Origin of the sequence: Aquisalinus luteolus, assembly GCF_009712425.2 — a bacterium.
Classification (GTDB): domain Bacteria; phylum Pseudomonadota; class Alphaproteobacteria; order Caulobacterales; family Parvularculaceae; genus Aquisalinus; species Aquisalinus luteolus.
The window spans coordinates 1,420,296-1,438,931 of record NZ_VCJR02000001.1; the positions used below are offsets into that span (position 1 = coordinate 1,420,296).

General features: G+C 57.3%; 20 protein-coding genes and 2 tRNA genes. 15 read left to right on the forward strand and 7 right to left on the reverse strand.

The genetic code is table 11. The features are described from left to right. The first annotated feature begins 97 nt into the window (after positions 1-97). On the forward strand, positions 98-421 hold the full coding sequence (locus tag FF098_RS06715) for an integration host factor subunit alpha (RefSeq protein WP_155138664.1): 324 nt from the start codon (positions 98-100) through the stop codon (positions 419-421). A gap of 11 nt (positions 422-432) precedes the next feature. Next, a complete protein-coding gene (locus FF098_RS06720; RefSeq protein ID WP_155138666.1) occupies positions 433-933 on the forward strand; it encodes a MerR family transcriptional regulator in 501 nt (166 codons plus the stop codon). Positions 934-943: 10 nt separating this feature from the next. Here the strand turns inward: FF098_RS06720 and FF098_RS06725 are convergent, their stop codons facing one another. The 3 genes from FF098_RS06725 to FF098_RS06735 form a co-directional block, all read right to left on the reverse strand. Then, positions 944-1,366, reverse strand: coding sequence for a hypothetical protein (locus FF098_RS06725; protein ID WP_155138668.1), 423 nt, complete (start codon positions 1,364-1,366; stop codon positions 944-946). A gap of 42 nt (positions 1,367-1,408) precedes the next feature. Next, positions 1,409-1,485 (reverse strand) — tRNA-Pro (locus FF098_RS06730). A gap of 106 nt (positions 1,486-1,591) precedes the next feature. Continuing rightward, the gene (locus FF098_RS06735) at positions 1,592-1,804 is read right to left on the reverse strand and encodes a DUF2842 domain-containing protein (RefSeq protein ID WP_155138670.1); all 213 of its coding nucleotides are present in this window, start codon (positions 1,802-1,804) and stop codon (positions 1,592-1,594) included. 35 nt (positions 1,805-1,839) lie between these two features. Between FF098_RS06735 and FF098_RS06740 the strand changes: the two genes are divergently transcribed. After that, entirely contained in the window at positions 1,840-3,042 is a 1,203-nt protein-coding gene (locus tag FF098_RS06740; protein WP_205967404.1) for a COX15/CtaA family protein, read from the forward strand. On the opposite strand, the gene FF098_RS06745 is transcribed toward FF098_RS06740, so the two are convergent. Then, a complete protein-coding gene (locus FF098_RS06745; RefSeq protein ID WP_155138672.1) occupies positions 3,039-4,307 on the reverse strand; it encodes a hypothetical protein in 1,269 nt (422 codons plus the stop codon). The two genes, FF098_RS06740 and FF098_RS06745, sit on opposite strands and share 4 nt — an antisense overlap. A gap of 153 nt (positions 4,308-4,460) precedes the next feature. Here FF098_RS06745 and rplM point away from each other — a divergent pair, with 153 nt between their 5' ends. Continuing rightward, a complete protein-coding gene (gene rplM / locus FF098_RS06750; protein ID WP_155138673.1) occupies positions 4,461-4,928 on the forward strand; it encodes a 50S ribosomal protein L13 in 468 nt (155 codons plus the stop codon). Positions 4,929-4,940: 12 nt separating this feature from the next. Beyond that, the gene (gene rpsI, locus FF098_RS06755) at positions 4,941-5,432 is read left to right on the forward strand and encodes a 30S ribosomal protein S9 (RefSeq protein ID WP_155138675.1); all 492 of its coding nucleotides are present in this window, start codon (positions 4,941-4,943) and stop codon (positions 5,430-5,432) included. Between the two features lie 150 nt (positions 5,433-5,582). Here the strand turns inward: rpsI and FF098_RS06760 are convergent, their stop codons facing one another. Together FF098_RS06760 and FF098_RS06765 are read right to left on the reverse strand one after the other, a co-directional pair. After that, entirely contained in the window at positions 5,583-5,771 is a 189-nt protein-coding gene (locus FF098_RS06760) for a hypothetical protein (RefSeq protein WP_155138677.1), read from the reverse strand. Positions 5,772-5,869: 98 nt separating this feature from the next. Next, positions 5,870-7,900, reverse strand: a complete 2,031-nt coding sequence (locus FF098_RS06765) for a class I poly(R)-hydroxyalkanoic acid synthase (protein WP_229714530.1) — start codon at positions 7,898-7,900, stop codon at positions 5,870-5,872. A 79-nt stretch (positions 7,901-7,979) separates the two neighbouring features. On the opposite strand from FF098_RS06765, the gene FF098_RS06770 reads away from it, so the two are divergent. The 8 genes from FF098_RS06770 to FF098_RS06805 all read left to right on the forward strand — a co-directional run bounded on the left by FF098_RS06770 (position 7,980) and on the right by FF098_RS06805 (position 15,335). Further along, positions 7,980-8,441, forward strand: coding sequence for a hypothetical protein (locus tag FF098_RS06770; protein WP_155138682.1), 462 nt, complete (start codon positions 7,980-7,982; stop codon positions 8,439-8,441). Positions 8,442-8,486: 45 nt separating this feature from the next. Continuing rightward, positions 8,487-9,671 (forward strand): LL-diaminopimelate aminotransferase, encoded by a 1,185-nt coding sequence (locus FF098_RS06775; RefSeq protein ID WP_155138684.1) that lies wholly within the window; start codon positions 8,487-8,489, stop codon positions 9,669-9,671. Between the two features lie 46 nt (positions 9,672-9,717). Beyond that, positions 9,718-11,025, forward strand: a complete 1,308-nt coding sequence (locus tag FF098_RS06780) for a homoserine dehydrogenase (RefSeq protein ID WP_166426365.1) — start codon at positions 9,718-9,720, stop codon at positions 11,023-11,025. 17 nt (positions 11,026-11,042) lie between these two features. Beyond that, a complete protein-coding gene (gene glpX, locus FF098_RS06785; RefSeq protein WP_155138687.1) occupies positions 11,043-12,008 on the forward strand; it encodes a class II fructose-bisphosphatase in 966 nt (321 codons plus the stop codon). A gap of 63 nt (positions 12,009-12,071) precedes the next feature. After that, positions 12,072-13,892 (forward strand): single-stranded-DNA-specific exonuclease RecJ, encoded by a 1,821-nt coding sequence (recJ, locus tag FF098_RS06790; protein WP_155138689.1) that lies wholly within the window; start codon positions 12,072-12,074, stop codon positions 13,890-13,892. 99 nt (positions 13,893-13,991) lie between these two features. Further along, a tRNA-Glu gene (locus tag FF098_RS06795) sits at positions 13,992-14,066 on the forward strand. A gap of 134 nt (positions 14,067-14,200) precedes the next feature. Next, positions 14,201-14,641 (forward strand): YbjN domain-containing protein, encoded by a 441-nt coding sequence (locus FF098_RS06800; RefSeq protein ID WP_155138691.1) that lies wholly within the window; start codon positions 14,201-14,203, stop codon positions 14,639-14,641. Between the two features lie 151 nt (positions 14,642-14,792). Then, entirely contained in the window at positions 14,793-15,335 is a 543-nt protein-coding gene (locus tag FF098_RS06805; protein WP_229714531.1) for a cold-shock protein, read from the forward strand. Between the two features lie 3 nt (positions 15,336-15,338). On the opposite strand, the gene FF098_RS06810 is transcribed toward FF098_RS06805, so the two are convergent. Further along, the gene (locus FF098_RS06810; RefSeq protein ID WP_155138695.1) at positions 15,339-16,301 is read right to left on the reverse strand and encodes a hypothetical protein; all 963 of its coding nucleotides are present in this window, start codon (positions 16,299-16,301) and stop codon (positions 15,339-15,341) included. 359 nt (positions 16,302-16,660) lie between these two features. On the opposite strand from FF098_RS06810, the gene FF098_RS06815 reads away from it, so the two are divergent. Continuing rightward, positions 16,661-17,995: a tyrosine-type recombinase/integrase gene (locus tag FF098_RS06815; protein WP_155138697.1), complete on the forward strand. Its 1,335-nt coding sequence runs from the start codon at positions 16,661-16,663 to the stop codon at positions 17,993-17,995. Beyond that, positions 17,992-18,603, forward strand: a complete 612-nt coding sequence (locus FF098_RS06820; protein WP_155138699.1) for a hypothetical protein — start codon at positions 17,992-17,994, stop codon at positions 18,601-18,603. Before FF098_RS06815 ends, FF098_RS06820 begins: the two co-directional genes overlap by 4 nt. Positions 18,604-18,636: the final 33 nt, after the last annotated feature.

Sequence of the window (18,636 nt, forward strand, 5' to 3'; positions counted from 1 at the left end):
TAAATTCCCTTTTTTTCAAGGACTTATGCGGTTTCCTTGGTTGACCGCCGATGCTTTAGGTTGTTTAATCCAGAGTCTCACCGACTGAGGAATGAGCATGTCAGGCAAAACACTCACGCGGGCCGACCTTACCGAAGCCGTATATCGGAATGTCGGTCTTTCCCGTAACGAGTCCGCTGAACTGGTGGAAACGATCCTCGAAACCATGGCTGGTAAGCTGGAAACAGGCGAGACGGTGAAGTTGTCTTCGTTTGGCACATTCTCTGTGCGCGAAAAGAACCAGCGTATCGGGCGTAACCCCAAGACGGGTGAGGAAGTACCCATCAAACCGCGACGGGTGCTGACATTTCGACCGTCCCATGTCCTCAAGGACCAGATCAACGACTCCATGCGCGCCAACAGCGGCAAGGCGGCGGATTAGGCCGCTTTATTATGGCGAAGGCACCGGACGCATTCAGGACCATCAGCGAAGCGGCGGAGCAGCTCGACCTGCCCCAGCACGTTTTGCGCCATTGGGAAGATGTGTTTGGCACAATCCGGCCGATGCGCCGGGCAGGGGGCAGGCGCTATTACCGCAGCTATGACCTGGAACTGCTGAACGGCGTAAAGACCCTTCTGTACAAGGAACAGTACACGACCAAGGGCGTGCAGAAGATCTTCAAGGACAATGGCGCCCAATTCGTTGCCGAAATCGGCCGGCGCGCTTTTGCCGGCGAAGAGATCGAGATGAAACCGGCCCCGGCCGATTCCGATGACGATGAAGTGCAGGAAGAAGCGCCCGCGCCCGCCATTCCAGCGATCCGAGAGGAAGATCACGTCATCATTTCAAAGGAAACGCTGCGCGATCTGCTCAAACGGCTCGAAGCCGTACAGGACAATCTCGACGAAGCGACGTTGGCGATCGATACGATCGTCGCGCTCGACGAGAGCTAGCTAGGCTCGTTCAGGCCGAGACCTTCCTGTCCTCCCTGTAGCTTTCCCATATGGCTATAAGGTTGAGAATTACGACCACCAACAGCGTGCCATCCACGATGATAACTTCCATCAACATGATGAGCCCTGGCTGGGCCGTTGTCCGATATACCTCTCCATCACCTGATGACACGACTAGTTCGTTTTCCCAGGTCGGGAAAAAATGCCAAAGCATCAGGATAAGCGGGACAGCGACTGAAAGCAGTGCAAAGAAGACATTTCGCAACATCACTGGCTTGACCCAGATCAAGCATCCATGAACTGCAAACCAGCCGCCGACCAGGAGCAGGATGCTTCCAAAAATGCGAATTTGCGGATTGAAAAGTTGCAGTCCTGCGATCAGCAGCAGGAATGTCGCCAAAAGCAATTCCAGCAATATTGCGAAACCTCTCATGGGCGCCAGCCAACTACAATCACACTGTGCGGTAAAGTTAAATGGTCGGAGCGGCCGGATTTGAACCGACGACCCCTACACCCCCAGTGTAGTGCGCTACCAGACTGCGCTACGCTCCGACATTCACCGGCGGGTCATCCCGGCGAGGGGCGGACTATATGTCGGTCGTCCATGGCGCGCAACAACTCATCAGTGCGTTCAGGCAGGTTTTTGGGAGGGCTGTTTTCAGTCGTCCTCGGCATCAACGGGCCGGTTCATCCAGGCCATGACCGGCTTCAGCGGAAACGCCCAGATCGTGCCCATGATGATGTAATAGACGAGATAAACCGCCCAGTGATTGGGGATGTAGTCGGCGATGGTCACGACGATACCGGCATAGATCAGCAGCGCTGGCAGGAACAGGATCAGGCCGATCAGCTTCTTGGTACGCGGGTTCATTCTCATCTGTCTCTTGTGCCGTGGGGCGCGGCGCTATGGCACTTGCCCGGTTCGAACGCTCTCTATATGGCGATGGCATGAACAAGTCACCAGTCACAGAAGCCGCAGGTTCTCCAGAGCCAGAAACGTCTTTGAAGAACGACGCAGAAGCTCGCAAAACGGCTACCCATGTCCAGCACCTATATGGTGCGCGCGATAAGCGTGCCGCCCGCCATATGGCGCTCTGGCTCTTTGTCATCTGCGGGCTCGTCGCCGCCATCGTCACCGTCGGTGGTGCGACGCGGCTGACGGATTCAGGCCTGTCGATCACCGAATGGGACGTGATCATGGGTGCGTTCCCCCCGGTCGGTGAGCAGGGCTGGATGGAGGAGTTCGAGAAGTACCGCCAGATCCCCGAATATCATCGCGTCAACAAGGGCATGAGCCTGGACGAGTTCAAGACGATCTACTGGTGGGAATGGGGACACCGCAATCTCGGCCGATTCATCGGTATGGCCTATCTCGTCCCCTGGCTGTTCTTCGTGTTCTCCGGCGCGATGAGGACCACAGCGCTGAAGGTGAAGACGGGCACCGGCATTGTACTCATTGGCCTGCAGGGCGCTCTCGGCTGGTACATGGTTTCTTCTGGTCTCGTCGACCGGGTCGATGTCAGCCAATACCGCCTTGCGGCGCATCTGGGGCTGGCCTTTTGTATTTTCGGCTATTTCCTCTGGCTCGCCTTCAATCTCAGTATGCAGAGCCGCGCCGGTGAGGTATTCGGCGACCGGCAGAAATTCTGGCTGGCAACGGTCCTGTTCGGCGGCCTGATGGCTGTGCAGATATTCCTCGGCGCGCTCGTCGCGGGGCTAAGGGCGGGCAAGGCTTATACTTCGTGGCCGCTGATGAATGGCGAGTTCTTTCCAAGCGGATATTTCTCCGCCAATCCCGGTTTCCATGACCTTTTCGAGACCATGGCAGCGGTCCAGTTCAATCACCGCATCGGTGCCTATCTGGTCTTCGCTGCAGCAATCGCGTTGTGGCTTTATATGGCGAAGGCCGGCAAGGCGTTCAGGAAACGGGCGGGGCTGATCGTCATGGGTGTCTTTTTCCAGATGCTGCTCGGCATATGGACCATCATGGCTGCGGTGCCTGTGTCTCTCGCCTTGCTGCACCAACTCGGCGCGCTCGCGCTGATCGCAGCGGTTCTTTACAACGCCTATCACCTGAAAGCGCCGCTCGCGAAGTCAGCTGCCAGCTAAAGGTCCTCGAAATCGGGGACAGAGAAATTCAGTCCGGTGTCATCCACCTGTTCCGGCGGCTGTGTGATGTCACGGCGGTTCAGGACATCGGCCTCGAAAATCGTCCAGTTGCGCAGGGCGGTCGAAAGGGGCGCGAGCTTCAGCGTGCGTGCCTCATCGCTGCCGATCGTTGCCAGAACGCCCTTGCGATAAATACCGCCGAAATTCCCGCCATCGGCTGCAAACAGGCTGAGGCCGGAAACGCCATCGATGCCGCTCAGTGGCGAGACGGTGAAATAGCCCAGTTCCTCGCCGGTTTCGATATCATAGCCATAAAACCGCGCGTCCTCGTTCTGGTAGGAGACCAGGATCTGGCCCTGGCCGGTCTGTAAACTTGTCGCGATGCCGTTAACGTCAGAGGTCGGCAAGGTGGCGATCCTGTCCACGAATGGCTTGTCAGTCGGCTCTGATCCGCTGTTCGTTTCGTCACCGGTCCCGACCGCGACAAGCGTGCCCCTTCCGGTCGCGAAGACGATGATTCCATGGCTGTCATCGCCGGCACAGGCGATCGGCTGTGGCACGTTAACCCTGACAGGGGCGGAAACGGTGAGGCTTCCATCGGGATTCTGGTTTATGGAAGCATGACTTACGGTGTTTTCCTGACTTATGACCGCAATATTTACAATGGCGGCATCAGCGCGGGAAGCGATACAGATCTGCACTGGTTCGCCCGGTAATTCGTCTGCTCCGGTCACTGTCCATTCGGAAAATGTCAGGGCCTCCTCATCGATATCGAAAAAGCGAAATCCGCTGGCTGAGTCATAGGCTGCGATGAGCGATTCATTGCCGCGCGACCAGTCTGGATAGGTGACGGCGAGACCGCCGACAAACGTTCCCGCGATGCTGTCCGGGCTGCCTTTTTCGAAATCGATCGCGATCAGCCCGGCCTCGCCATTGGCCGCCAGCACGGCGCCCTGATAGGCGACCTTCGGATGGGCCCATAGCGCCAGGCCGTGCACCTCGCTGCCAAAACTGCCAAGCTCTGCCGTCACCGGGATGTCGGTTCGTACTGGCTCAGCAGTCTCGGTTGTTTCACCGGAGCTTTCTGTCTCTTCCGGAACAGACATCTCCTCAGGTGCCTGCTCTTCTGCTACCGGCTCCTCGCGGCTCTCTACTGCGATGTCTTCACTATATTCATCTCCGCCATCCTGCTGCTGGGAACAGGCAGCGAGCAAGGTGAGGAGGGCAGCAGTGCCAAAAAGAGAGCGGCTGGACGAAATTACCATGAAACAAGGTCCTGATTCTGATGGGAAATTTATGTGGTATCTATTTACCGCACATAAAGAGGGTTGTTTTTCCTGCTTTTTTCACAAAGACATTGACTTGAACGGCCATATCTATAAAAGCCGCTTCTCCAAACTTCAAACAGGATACACATCATGAAAACCTATAACGCCAAAATGGCGGAAGTAGAAAAGAAATGGGTCGTGATCGACGCCGAGGGTCTCGTCGTCGGCCGTCTCGCTTCCCTGGTGGCGATGCGCCTGCGTGGCAAGCACCTGCCGATCTACACGCCGAACGTCGATTGCGGTGACTATGTCATCATCGTCAACGCCGATAAAGTGGTCTTCACCGGCAAGAAACGCACCGACAAGAAATATTTCTGGCACACCGGCTATCCCGGCGGCATCAAGGAACGCACCGCGGACAAGATCCTCGACGGTCGCTTCCCCGAGCGTGTCATCAAGAAGGCCGTTGAGCGCATGTTGCCGAAAGAAAGCCCGCTGGCCCGCCAGCAGCTTGGCAACCTGAAGGTCTATGCCGGCCCGAACCATCCGCATGAAGCCCAGCAGCCTCAAGCGCTGGATATTGCATCCATGAACGAAAAGAACACGCTGCGCGGCTAAAGGAATATCACGATGAGCGAAACGAACACTCTTGAAGACCTGAAAGACGTCGCCGCTGCCGCTGGCATGACTGGCGCTCCGGAAGAAGAAACCGTTGCCGAGCCGAAGATCGACGAGCATGGCCGCGCCTATGCCACAGGCAAGCGTAAGACGGCTGTTGCCCGCGTCTGGATCAAGCCGGGCAATGGCAAGATCATCGTCAACCACAAGGACCACACCGAATATTTCGGTCGTCCGGTCCTGCAGATGATCATCAAGCAGCCGCTGGTTGCCGCTGAGCGCAATGACCAGTTTGACATCTACTGCACCGTCAAGGGCTCTGGCCCGTCCGGTCAGGCCGGTGCCGTGCGTCATGGCATCTCCCGCGCGCTCACCTATTACGAGCCGGGCCTGCGCAGCGTCCTGAAAAAAGGCGGGTTCCTGACCCGCGACTCCCGCGCCGTCGAGCGGAAGAAATACGGCAAGGCGAAAGCCCGTCGTTCCTTCCAGTTCTCCAAGCGCTAGAGCTTTACGCCTTATGGAAAACCCCGCCTTCGAGCGGGGTTTTTTATTGCCCCGATCTCAACGTCTGCATCTACAAAGAAAGCCCCGCTCGTCAGCGGGGCTTTTGTTCGTTGCCTGATGGGTTTCTGGGGTAGGCAGGCAACGGAAGCGTTACTCGGCCGTCCTTGTGCGGATCATGGTTGTGTATCGGGTCGCGCCGTCGGCAGAAAAGCCGGAAGAGGACGCGCTGCCTGCGTTGCGCAGCTGTCGGAAAATGTTCTCGGCGATGGTACGGCGTCGCTGCGGCGAAGCGGCGAGTTTTTCGTAAATCTCTCTCGTGGCAGACTTGTTTCCTGACATGGCACCCTCCTGAAAAAGAAGATCAAGACCATGATCAGTAAGCGACGATTCGAGATCGTTAACAATTCATTAACCAATTGGGAATGTGGAAAACAGGTTCAGACGGCTGTCACTTTTACATAAGAGCCGGGCGCATCCTCGATCACCTTCAGCTTGCCATCGCCTGGGGTGCGGGCAGGGACGGTGCCGGGGCTGACTTCGTTCAGCCATTCCATCCAGTAGGGCCACCAGGAATAATCGTGCCGGGTCGCACCTTCGACCCAGTCTTCCATCGTCTCCGGCAGGTCCGTATTGGTCGAGTAGTGGTACTTGCGCCGGTCCGGGTGGTTGACGACCCCGGCAATATGGCCGGAGCCTGCCAGCATGAACTGCGTCGGCCCGCCGTAAAGCCGCGCCGACCGGTAGATGGAGCGAGGCGGCGCGATATGGTCTTTCTCGCCGGCCTGCATGAAGATCGGAATCTTCACCTTGCCGAGATCGAGGCGGACATTGTCGAGCACCAATTCGCCTTCTGACAGGCGGTTATTCTGGTAGAATTCGCGCAGGTAGAAAAGATAAACCTCTTTCGACATGCCGGTCGAATCGGAATTCCAGTAGAGCAGGTCGAATTGCTTCGGCTCTTTTCCCTTGAGGTAATTATCAATGTACACGGACCATATCAGGTCCACGGGCCGCAGCATGTTGAAGGTCTTGCTCATGGCGGAGGCTTCCATGACACCCCCCGCTGCATCGATCTGCTTTTCAAGGTTGGCTATCTGCTGTTCGTCGATGAACAGCAAGAGTTCGCCAGCTTCCCGGAAATCCATCTGTGCGGTGAAGAAGGTGGCAGACTGGATGCGGTCGTCTTTCTTGGCCGCCATATAGGCGAGGGTGCAGCCGAGCAGGGTGCCGCCGATGCAATAGCCGATGGTATCCACCTGTTTTTCACCAGTGGCTTTCTCAACCGCTTCCAGCGCGCCGAAGATGCCTTCATGCATGTAGTCGGAGAAGCTCTTGTGCGCGAGGTCCGTCCCCGGATTGACCCATGAGATGACGAATACGGTTCGGCCCTGGTCGACCAGCCAGCGGATCAACGACGTGTCGGGCTGCAGGTCGAGAATATAGAACTTGTTGATCCAGGGCGGGATGATCAGCATCGGCCGTGTCGCGACTTCATCCGTCGTCGGCGAATACTGGATGAGCTGCATCAGGTCGTTTTGATAGACGACCTTGCCCGGTGTCGTCGCCAGGTTCTCGCCGACCTTGAAATAGTCCATGTCGGCCTGCTTCATCATCAATTCGCCATGGCCGCGCTCCATGTCGTCGATGAAGTTGCGGAAGCCGCGCAGGAAATTCTCGCCGCGCGTCTTCATCGCTTCCTCGATCACTTCCGGATTGGTCGTGGCGAAATTGGTCGGCGCCATCGCGGCAAGGAACTGCTCCATATAGAAGCTCGCCTTTCGCCGCGTATGCTCGTCGACACCCTCAGCCTTGTTGACCAGTTCGCGCGCCCATTTGCACTGGATCAGGTAAGACTGCTTCAGGTAATCAAGCGTCTGGTTTTCGGACCAGGCCGGGTGTGAAAAGCGCCGGTCGCCGGCATGGGGCTCGACGATCGGATCGACATCCTTGCCGGTTGCCTTCTTGGCCATGGATTCGGCGAGGCGAGCTGTGTCCTCCCACATGCCGAACTGCATGCGCATGACATTGTATGGGTCAGAAAACACATTGGTGAACACATCCGCCATCGTGTCCTGCATGTTCAGCGGATCGTTGGGTGCCTGAACGCGCTTGCGGCCTTTCGAGGCGCGCTGCTCAACCATGCCGGACAGGATGCCCTGACCCTTTTCCTGCAGCTCGGTGACATAGCTCGCCATCGTCTCGTAATCGCTGAACAGCTTGTCTTTCGACTGGCCTGACGAGGCTGCCTTGGCGACTTGTTCAGCTGCAGGCTTGGCCTCATCTGCCTGCCTTGGTGTGTCATGGGCTGGTTTGTGAGTCGTTTTCGCCTTGCCGGAGCCTGCCTTCTTGCGCCCCGATGTGGCTTTCGCAGGTTCTTCGGAGGATTTCCCTGCCTCACCTGAAGACGATTTCTTCTTTTTAACCGGTTTTTTGGCCGTTTCGGTCTCTTTGCCGGTGTTTTTTTTCATTCTGTCGGTCATGAGAACTTATTTTTGTCTATGTCTTGGTGTAAGCAGGAAACATTAGATAAGACGGATTCTCGATCATATGCTTGCCAGATCCAGCCTTTATGTAGCCGCCCTTGCTCTTCTCGCTAGTGGTTGTAGCAGCATACCGGCACTTGGCGAAAGGGACGGCGCATATCAGAGCGAAAATCAGGCGTTTGCCGAGGTCGAACAGCGCCAGGATCTGCGTTTCCCCGTTCTCTCGCAACAACCGAATACCCGTCCGGAGAAGGACACGCCAGAGGTCGTCGAGGCACAATACGCATCCCTGATGGCACAGCATGACATGCTCTCCACCCAGGTGGAGCAGGATATTGCCCGTGCCAAGGCGGAGCGCCAGCAAACCGTCGTGATCACGGTTAAAGGCAAAAAGGTGGAGTTACCCATCGAGGTGGCCATCGCGCGGCTGGAGGCCGCAAAGCAGGCCGACCAGGCAGCGGCGAAGAGGCAGACCAGCCAGCCACTGCCCAAGCTGGGCGGCAAGCCACCAAAGAGCGACCGCTAGACTGTCGCCTTGAACAGACATTTTTTTTCACAAGACGTGATTCACATGACAGAAGATTTTTATCGTATCCAGCGCTTGCCTCCGTATGTTTTCGAGGAGGTCAACAAGCTGAAGGCCCAATTGCGCGGGCAGGGGCGCGACGTTATCGATTTCGGCATGGGCAACCCTGATATGCCGACGCCACAGCACATTACCGACAAGCTGATCGAAACCGTGCGCAAGCCGAAGACGAACCGCTATTCGGCGTCCAAGGGCATCAACGGCCTGCGCAAGTCGATTTCCCGCTATTATGAGCGCCGCTTCCGGGTGAAGCTGAACCCCGATACGCAGGTCGTCGCTACGCTGGGCTCCAAGGAAGGCTTTGCCAACCTCGCCCAGGCGATCACCGGACCGGGCGATGTCATCCTCGCGCCGAACCCGGCCTATCCGATCCATGCCTATGGTTTCATCATCGCCGGCGGCCTGATCCAGGCGATCAACGCGCCGGACCCGGAAACCTATCTGTCGGGCGTCGCCCATGCTTTGGAAAATGTCCTGCCAAAGCCGAAGGCAGTCGTCATCAACTATCCGTCGAACCCGACGGCACAGATGGTCGGTCTTGATTTCTACAAGGACGCTGTCGCGCTTGCCCGCAAGCATGACACGCTGATCCTGTCCGACCTCGCCTATTCGGAAATCTATTTCGATGAGCCGGCGGTGTCGCTGCTGGAAGTGCCGGGTGCCCTCGACATTGCCGTCGAGGTCAACTCGCTGTCGAAGACCTATTCCATGGCTGGCTGGCGCGTGGGCATGGCCGTTGGTAACGAGCGGATGATCAAGGCGCTCGCCCGGGTCAAATCCTATCTCGATTATGGTGCCTATACGCCTATCCAGGTCGCAGCCGCTGCCGCGCTCGACGGGCCGCAGGACTGCGTCGATGATATCCGCGCGATCTACAAGGGCCGCCGTGATACGCTGGTCAAGAGCTTCGCCAATGCAGGCTGGGACATTCCTGTGCCGCCGGCATCCATGTTCGCTTGGGCACCCGTGCCGGAGAAATATGCCCATATGGGCTCGCTCGCCTTCTCCAAGATGCTGATGGAAGAGGCCGACGTCGCCGTCGCTCCGGGCGTCGGCTTCGGTGAAGCGGGTGAGGGCTTCGTGCGCATCGGTCTCGTAGAGAACGAACAGCGCATCCGGCAGGCGGCAAGAAATATCAAACAGCTTCTAGCCAGACGCTCCGCCGCCTGATAAGGCCTTCCATTTAACAGGAATGTCTAAAAGGAAGGTATTTTCGATGACAAAGTTGCGCGTTGGCGTTGCTGGCCTCGGTGTTGTTGGCGGCGGGTTGCTGTCCATTCTCATGCACAAAAGCGAGCGTTTTGACCGCGCCGGCATTGAGGTGGAAATTGCCGGCATCAGCGCCCGCAACCGCCATCGCGACCGAGGCGTGACGCTTGATGGCATCGAATGGTATGATGACCCGGTCGAGCTTGCGCGCTCGGACATCGATATCTTCATCGAACTCGTTGGCGGGGCCGATGGGACGGCCCGCGCGGCGGTCGAAGCGGCAATCTCCGCTGGCAAGCATGTCATCACTGCCAACAAGGCGCTGATCGCCGAGCACGGCCTGCATCTGGCTCGTCTCGCCGAACAGAAGGGTGTCTCCCTTTTCTATGAGGCCGCCGTGGCAGCAGGCATCCCGGCGATCCATTCCCTGCGGGGCGGCGCGGCGGCGAGCTCGATCAACCGCATCGTCGGCATCCTGAACGGCACCTGCAATTACATGCTGACGCAGATGGCAGAGACAGGCGCGACCTATGAGGCGGCGCTACAGGAAGCCCAGCGGCTCGGCTATGCAGAGGCAGATCCGACCTTCGATGTCGGCGGCTTCGATGCGGCCCACAAGCTGTGCATCTTGGCCATCATCGGCTTCGATGCCGCGGTCGACTTCAAGACGATCTCCATCTCCGGCATTCAGAAGATAACGGCGGAAGACATCGCCGCGGCAAAGCAGCTCAACTATCGCATCAGGCTGCTCGGCATTGCGACGCGCGCGGAAAGCGGGCTGGAACTCAGCGTTCACCCGGCATTGGTTGATGAGGAAGACCCAATTGCACGCGCTGCCGGACCGGACAATGTCCTCGTCTTTGAGGGCGACCCGATAGGCCGTATACAGATTTCCGGGCCGGGTGCCGGTGCCGGTCCGACAGCCTCCGCTGTTGCCGCTGATATCGTTACCATAGCCCGTGGTGGCGGCGGGCCTGTTTTCAATGCACCGGCAGGCCGGTTGCGTGATCTGAAGGTTATCGACCCGGAACGCCAGACGGGCCGGTTCTACCTGCGTATTACATTGAAAGACGTACCCGGTGCCATTGCGGCAATTACGGACACGCTGGCGAAGAACGATATCTCCATCGACAGCCTGTTGCAGCCTTCCGTCGAAGCGGCATTGAAGAAGCACCAGCCTGCCGATAGTGCTACGCTTGTCCTGACGACGCATGCGACCTCAGCTGCTAAAATGTACAGTGTCGCGCGCGAAATCAGCGAAAAATCATTTGTATCCGGAGTGCCATCCGTTATTCGTATTGAAGATTTTCAATAGAATGACGGAGAGAGCTCATGGCGGACGAAGCAGGATATCTTGATCGTATCCTGACGATCGAACTTGGCCGTTGTACGGAAGCTGCCGCAATTGCAGCCTCCACGATGATCGGACGCGGCGACAAGGAGGGGGCCGACCAGGCCGCTGTCACAGCACTGCGTAACGCCCTCAACCAGCTTTCCATCGATGGCACCGTTGTCATCGGCGAGGGTGAACGCGATGAAGCACCGATGCTCTATATCGGCGAGAAGGTCGGTCGCGGCGGCCCGAAGGTCGATATCGCCCTCGATCCGCTGGAAGGCACGACCCTGACTGCCAAGGCGATGGCCAACTCCCTCGCGGTCGTCGCCATGGCGCAGGGCGGCACTCTGCTGCACTCGCCGGACGTCTATATGCAGAAGATCGCCTGCGGCCCAGGCTATCCGAAAGGGACTATCGATCTCGATGCACCAACCGAGGACAATATCGCCGCGCTTGCCAAGGCCAAGGGTGTCGATCCGTCCGAAATCACCCTGTGCGTGCTCGACAGGCCGCGCCACGATCACATCATCGAGGCCGCCCGCAAGATGAACGCCCGCGTCTTCCTCATCTCCGACGGTGACGTCGCCGGTATCTTCCACACGACTGAGCCGCGTACCGGCATCGATCTATATGTCGGCTCCGGTGGTGCGCCAGAGGGCGTCCTGGCTGCCGCAGCGCTCAGATGTGTCGGCGGGCAGATGCAGGGTCGTCTTCTGTTCCGCAACGATGATGAACGCGCCAGGGCCGAGCGGGCAGGAATCACTGATCTCGACCGCAAATACGATCTGATGGACCTTGCGTCCGGTGATGTCATGTTTGCGGCGACCGGCGTCACCGACGGCTCGATGCTGAAAGGCGTGCGCTGGGAGGGCAAGCGGGTTCATACCTCGACCCTAGTCATGCGCTCCAAGACCGGCACCGTGCGCTATATCGATGCGACTTCTCAGCGTCCGGATCGGTGATCCGACGATCGATGTTCAAAACCAGCCGGTGACGGCGGCCCGAATCACCGTCAGGATTGTCTCATGAGCCTGACGGCACCAATCCCACCATCACCATCGGCTCTCGTCGACCGCTCGGTCTGCGGGAAACGCTGGGTGCTGCGTGAAATCGTCGAGCGCGATGTGCTGACCATGGTCCAGCAGCTCGGCATCGAAAGGACACTGGCAGAAACATTGTCCGCGCGCGGCATCGTGCCGGAGGAGGCGTCAGCGTTCCTGAACCCGTCCTTGCGCGACTGCATGCCCGACCCGTCCTGCATGGCAGACATGGACAAGGCCGTTGCTCGCATCGTCACCGCCATCAAGGATGGCGAGACTATCGGCATATTCGGTGACTATGATGTCGATGGAACGACGTCTGCGGCCCTGCTGGTGCGATATTTCACAGCCTTGGGAATCGACCATTTTGTCCATATCCCCGATCGTCTGACGGAGGGGTATGGCCCGAGCGCAGAGGCTTTCGCCGGTTTGCAGGAAAAGGGCGCCAGCCTGTGCATCACCGTAGATTGCGGGGCCATGGCTCACGATATAATCGAGCAGGCGCAGCTGGATGGCCTCGATATCGTCGTCACCGACCACCACCAGATGACCCTGCCAGCGCCGCCGGCAGTCGCGACGGTCAATCCGAACAGGCCAGATGATGTCTCGGGTCTCGGCAATCTCTCCGCCGCAGGCGTCGTCTTCATGCTGCTCGTCGCCCTGAACCGCGCACTGCGGCAGGACGGGTATTTTGCTGAGAAGGCTGAGCCGAAGCTGTTGCAATGGCTCGATCTCGTCTCGCTCGGCCTGATGTGTGATGTGATGCCGCTGACCGGCCTGACGCGAGTGCTGGTTGCGCAGGGGCTGAAGGTCATGGGCTCGTTCGGTGAGGGGACGATGGCGCCCTCCGCCTATCCGGGGCTGTTTCATCTGGCGAGCGCTGCCGGGGCCAGTGGTGCGGCGAGCGCCTATCACCTTGGGTTTGTTCTCGGGCCGCGCATCAATGCCGCCGGCCGCATAGGTCATGCCCGTGAGGCATTGTCGATGATGACGCTGAATGATCCAGCAAAAACAGTACATTTGGCGGAGAAACTTCATGGGCTGAACGCGGTCCGTCAGGACATCGAAGGCGGGGTGCTTGAAGAGGCGATCAACCAGGTCGAGATACAGCGCCTGAATGACAAGCCGGACCTTGTGGTAACAGCAGGCGATGGCTGGCACCCCGGCGTCATTGGTATCGTGGCTGGCCGCCTGAGGGAGCGCTATGACTGCCCGGCAATCACCATCGGTTTTGATGGCGATATCGGCAAGGGCTCCGGTCGGTCACTGCCCGGTGTAGACCTTGGCGGCGCCATCGCCGCAGCCTACCGTGAAGGGCTGCTGATGGGCGGCGGCGGACACGCGATGGCGGCGGGCCTGACCATCGAGAAAAGCAAACTCGAAGCCTTCACCGCCTTCCTGAAGGATCGTCTGGGAGAGGATATTGCCGAATCGCGCGCCCGCGCCTCCCTGAAAATCGATTCGATTGCCAGCCTCGCCATCGTGCGCAAGGCCTTTGCAGATTCCATCGCCGCAGCCGGACCGTTCGGCACCGGAAATCCGGAGCCACGGTTCGTTTTCGAGCGGGTGAGGGTGCAATATGCCGACATCAAGGGCGGCAAACACATCGCCTGCACGCTGGCTGATTCCATGGGCCGGACGGCCCGTGCGATTGCCTTCCGCTGTGTCGATGAACCCCTTGGAGACCTGTTGCTGAATGCCGGAAACCGTCAGCTCGGTATTGCCGGGAAAATCCGCGAGGATACCTGGCGTGGCGGCGATGCTGCCCAGATTCATATCGAGGACATTGCCCTGTCTGAAGGGTGATATTTTCTCGAAAAAAGTGCGTTTGAACGCAAATCAGGTCTTGCGATTTTGTGCGTGCTTTCATATACACACGCTCTCGCCGCGAGGCGCTGATAGTGCGGTCCCTTCGTCTATCGGTTAGGACGCTAGGTTTTCAACCTAGAAAGAGGGGTTCGATTCCCCTAGGGACTGCCATTCATCCTTCATTTTGACTGACCTGAAGCCTTATCCGGGCTTGCGTACTCCTTACAGTTTGATAAGGTTTTGGTTAACGCGCTTTATCTGTCGAGGGCACTGACAGGCGTTTGCGTCAAAGTGGAGAGGATCTCATGAAAAAACTGGCTGCTATCGCGCTTTCCATCGGAATGTTCTTCACAGCATCTTTTGCTCACGCGATCACGCCATCCGAGATCAGCGACGTTCTCGAGGCACAGGGCTATCCTGTGCATTCGATCAGCGATTCGATGCTGGCCGTGAATTATCAGGGCATGACCGTGCTGATCGCCATTAACGGGGCTGACGGGGACGTATCCTACCTGACATATCTGCAAAACGGGTCTGACAATGTCAGCGAGGAATTCCTCAATAACTACAATTACAGCGTGAAATTCGGTCGCGCCTTCATAGATCGCGATGGTGATGTCGTTATCCAGATGGACCGGAATTCCTCAGGTGGCGTATCACTGGGTAATGTTACTTCCGACTTTGAAGTCTTCATTTCTCTGGTCGAGAAGTTTCTGAATGATGTCAGTAATCAAGTGACGGTATAACATATACTTCCATAAGTATCCGCGAATACCGCAACTTCAGCTAGAACTCTCCGCATTTTCCTGCTTTATCGGCTAAAAAGCATTGTCATGAAGATGACATGCTTTACGAATGCGACTATGCTTTGCATCAGGGAACGAGAGACGAGAGAACATGATGAATCAGAATCTGGGAGCCGAGGAGACGGACGCAGACGCTGACGAGCAGTCCTTCGAAATCACGGGTATCGTAAAATGGTTCGATACGGTGAAGGGCTACGGCTTTATCATGTCGGATCAGTCCGATGGTGACATCCTGCTCCATTCATCCTGCCTGAAGCAGACCGGGCGCAGTGCCGCCCCTGAAGGCTCGACAGTCATCTGCGAAGCGGTGAGGCGGCCAAAGGGCCTCCAGGCTCTCCGCGTACTCAAGATAGACGAGAGCACGGCCGCGCCTGTCATGTCCGCCGACGATCATGCCATGCCAGTGGAGCCAGCCGGCCAGCTCAAGTCTGCGGAAGTGAAGTGGTTCAACCGGGCCAAGGGCTATGGCTTCCTGACACAAGGACCGGGTACGGAGGATATCTTCGTCCACATGGAAACACTGCGTCGCTCCAACCTGTCAGAGTTGCAGCCAGGTCAGCGCGTGCTTGTTTCTTATGGCAAGGGGCCAAAGGGTCTCTTGGCGGCTGAAGTCATGCTGGATACCGGCAACTAGTTTCTATTCTTCGAGCCTGGCGAGATAGGCGGGGCTGGGACATTCTATCTGCCGCGTCCTGCTACCGATCGTGCTGACAATACAGCTATCGACAAATGAGCGCAGCCGATAGGACGGGCATTCTATTGGTGTCTTGCTACCGGCATCGTTCCGAACATAACATCCGGTCTCTATCAGGGTGAGGTTTTCATCCTCGCAATCGAACCTGTCATAAGTGCCGGTTCCGGCAACGATATTACAGCCCTGGCGAATATCGCCGATGGTGATGATCCCTCCTGAGGGCAGGGTTATATCCATGGCATCGATCGTGGCGGAATGTTCCTTGTTCTGGTCCTGCCCAAGGCGCTCCGCCCTTGAAAGACGCGTGCAGGCTCCATCCTGTTGCGCGAAACCTGCCATGCAGGTCCAGTCATCACCCTTTTCTGTATACGTTGCATTTACGGGTATCGTGAAACTGCGGCAGCGTCCTTGTTCTGGCCGCAGCCCGCGCGGGCACTGCTTTCCGCCGGTTGCAGCGACGACGATGCCTGAGGGGCGGCATTCTTCGCCAATTCGGTTATAACCCTTGAGACATCGCCAGTCGGAGCCACCCCAGGTCAGCTCTGCATTTGCAGGGACAACAACCTGTGCGCAGACGTCTTCATCGCGCTCGAAGCCTTTCAGGCAATACCAGTTGCTGCCCTGCAGGCGAAGATCGGCATTTGCGGGGACTTTAATCTCACTGCATTCATCGCCATCGCGCTGATAACCACGCTCACAGCGCCATCCGCGGCCATCTATCGACAGGGAGGCGTTGACAGGTACGGCGATCTTTTCGCACTCATTGCCTTCGCGGCGATAGCCTTGCGAACATTTCCAGCCAACACCATTGGCGCGCGGCTCCGCGTTTTCAGGGAAATCGACATGTTGTGCCAACGCCTTGCCTGACACCGCCATCAGCATGCACAACATTGCAAGAAGGATCACTCGCCACATGGATAGCTGGTTACTCTGATTTGCTTAGCCCGAACAGCTGACTATGCCGGTACTTCATTGAAAGAATGCTGACGCACAGGCCTGAATGCGACCAAACTCGTTCACCATCGTGACAGAGCGTAAAGGATGAAGGAAATGGCGACCCCGGCACGATTCGAACGTGCGACCATCTGATTAGAAGTCCCAAAAGTCGGCCCTTTTGCAACCTCTTGAACTAACAGACAAACATCCGGATTGTGGATATATCCCATTGTATTCTCTATGTTATTTGATTGACATTGCAGGTCACGGCATGTCATTTGCTTGACATAGGAAACCGTCTGCGATGCGGACATAGTGCGGATACGAGTATGGGTGCCAGGTCAAGCCAGGGGGTAAATCTTACCAATGCTGTGGTTGGAAAGTTGCCAGCACCCGAAACCGGCAGCCGGATTTTCTATGATCAAAAGCTGATCGGGTTCGGTTGCCGTGTGACTGCCACAGGTGTGCGTTCCTTCATTCTCAACTACCGAACCAAGACGGGCCGTGAGCGCCGCGCGACCATCGGGCGTTGGCCTGAATGGTCAGCAGGCGAGGCGAGGGATGAAGCCGAATCACTAAAGGGCAAGATCAAGGACGGGATGGACCCGGTCGGCCAGCGGCGGGCAGAACAGCAGCAACCGACTGTTTCCGAACTTATCGAGCGGTTCGAAAAGGAATACCTGCCGAAACAACGGCCAAGCACCGCAAAAAACTATTCCCTGCAACTCGAGCGATTTGTTCGGCCCGCCTTGGGCAAGCGGAAAGTCGTGGATGTTACATTCTCCGATATCGATGCCCTGCATCGCGATATCACCCATCGCGGCCTGCCAAGGCAAAGCAGGGGCGGCCGCAAAAAACCAAGACCGGCCCCTTATCAGGCGAACCGTGTCATTGCACTCGTTAGCCGCCTGTTCAATCTCGCGATCCGTTGGGGATGGCGAACCGATAATCCTGCAAAGGGCGTCGAACGGAATCAGGAAACCAAGCGGCGGCGCTATCTATCTCCAAAGGAACAGAAAGCCCTGATTTCGGCATTGGCCGGGGCCAAGGATAAACAGGGGGCAAATATCATTCGTCTCCTGATGCTGACTGGCGCACGACGCGGGGAGGTTCTGGCCGCCAAATGGACCGATTTTGATTTCGGGACCGGCTATTGGATCAAGCCGGGCGCAACCACGAAACAGAAAACGGAACATCGCGTTCCGCTACCTGCACCGGCCCTGCAATTGCTCTCCGATATCCGCAGCGAGGCCGAGAAGGCAGCCCGCAAATCGGGCAGAACCGTTTCCGAATATGTGTTCCCAAGTCGCAGTGGCGGGCACCGGCAAGACATCAAGAAAACATGGCACGAACTCTGTGTGGCCGCAGATATTGTAAACGTCGAAACGGTCATAGATGACAAGGGGCGGGAAAAGCTTTTCGTTACCCCATCAGCCCGCGTTCATGATCTGCGACACACCTATGCGAGCGTGCTGGCAAGTGCTGGCCAGCCCCTTACCGTGATCGGCGCGCTTTTGGGTCACACCCAACCGGGCACTACGCACCGATACGCGCACCTATTCGATGATCCGCTTCGCGCCGCAACCGAAAGAGCCGCCGCGTCCATCATGCCGTCTGGCGAACAATCGGCTGAGGTCGTACCGTTCGGGAAGGGGCGGGAATGAGCAAGGAAGTTCGCGAAAATCTCATCAAGATATTCAAGAGATTTGCCGGTTCATCAGGCACCATGACCGCCTCTGACATGGCGGAAGCGGCTGAAGCACTGATAACCATCGATTGCCAAGGCCGGATCATTAAAGAGATTAGTCCAGGTTTTAGGAAGAGCATAAAAGCGCCCCACAAACAGGCCGAAAAACTCTGCAATGCGCTCAATGAAGAATTGCGGGTGATTTTGCAAAATGAATTGGGAGATGCGGGGCGATTTTCGTTACTCGCCAGCGAGCAGTGGCCACATATCCAACATCTTCGGGACACGTTGCGACTTGCACAAGAGGTTCGGGACCGACTTGAAATGGGAGCAATCCCCCCGCCTACGGCTGAAGGTTACAAGCCTCGCGAACGGCTTGTGGCCGAGGCGGTGAGACTGCTTTTCGAGGAATTGACGGGGGAAAAAGCAAAAGCCCCAACATGGCATGCCGATCCTGACCCAAAAAAGAGAGAATACACAAACGGTCCTTATAGAGACTTTCTTGGTGAGGTGTTCTGCGCACTCGGTATTGAAGCAAGTGCGAATTCATGGGCTGTGAAAACAGCGAATACCAGAAAGAAGTAGCTAAATTCTAAGGTAATTTAGCAGGCCTCAACC